The following is a 1,091-nucleotide window of genomic DNA, read 5'->3' on the forward strand; positions in this document are numbered from 1 at the left end:
ATGAATATCCATAGGGTAGAAATCAAGTAGTGGTATCTCATTATACGGTTTTCACCAAAAACCCAGAAGAACCGAAAAACTTTGGAAGACCATTTAAAAGCTGGACGTAGTTTTAGCGAAAGCGAGGTGAAAGAATTAGCTAAATCGCTGTTAGAAATTTTGATTTATTTGCACAAACAAGAACCGCCTGTTATTCATCGCGATATTAAACCCAGCAATATTTTACTGCACAGCAGATCCGGTCACTCGGTCGGACAAGTTTATTTAGTTGATTTCGGCTCGGTGCAGAACCAAGCTGCAAAGTTTGGCGGCACAATTACAGTAGTGGGAACTTACGGATATATGGCGCCGGAACAATTTGGCGGGCGCTCGGTTCCGGCTTCTGACCTTTATGGTTTAGGTTCAACTTTAATTTATTTGGTAACAGGTTTGCATCCCACGGAACTGGCGCAGCAGGATTTAAAAATTCAATTTGCCGCTCGCATCACGCATCTCAATCCTAATTTAGTTGATTGGCTGGAGTGGATGACGGAACCGAGTTTATCCAAACGGTTATCTTCGGCTGAGGAAGCATTGCGATGTCTCAAAAATCCCAGTTCTATCGACAAAAAATCTATAGCCTTGCAGCCGCAAGGCAGCGATATTAAATTGACAAAAAATTCGGAGTTTATCGAAATTATATTTCCGCCGCCAGGAGTTGGTTTTGGGTTAATTGCTCTGTTTTCTACTGCGGTTGCTGCAACTGCCATATTATGGGGTAATTTTGATTATAATAAGCCATTCACTAATTCAGAGATAAATCTGCTAATTCTTGTGATGATAGCAGAAAGTTTATCAGTTGCGGTAGCAGTAATGTTTCTGTTTGCACTATTTCGGAAATTGCGTTTCAGAATCGATCGCCAGCAAATCTCCTATAGCAGCCATCTGCTCGGATTGAGATGGAATAATTCCAAGGCAGCCCCCAGACCGGACATTTGCCAGTTGGAAATTGAAGAAATTAAATCTCTTATGCCCGATAACAACAGTTCGGACATATTTTGGGAGAGTCAGGCTCTGAGAGAGCCGTATTCTAGGAGTTTTCGGTAGTTTGG

1 protein-coding gene is annotated in these 1,091 nt (G+C 42.0%); it reads left to right on the top strand.

From position 1 onward, the window contains the following. Positions 1-81 precede the first annotated feature (81 nt). Entirely contained in the window at positions 82-1,086 is a 1,005-nt protein-coding gene (locus QUA13_RS32590; RefSeq protein WP_333205247.1) for a protein kinase domain-containing protein, read from the top strand. The last annotated feature ends 5 nt before the right edge of the window (positions 1,087-1,091 follow it).

Source organism: Microcoleus sp. S28C3, from assembly GCF_036700785.1.
GTDB classification, from domain to species: Bacteria; Cyanobacteriota; Cyanobacteriia; order Cyanobacteriales; family Microcoleaceae; genus Microcoleus; species Microcoleus asticus.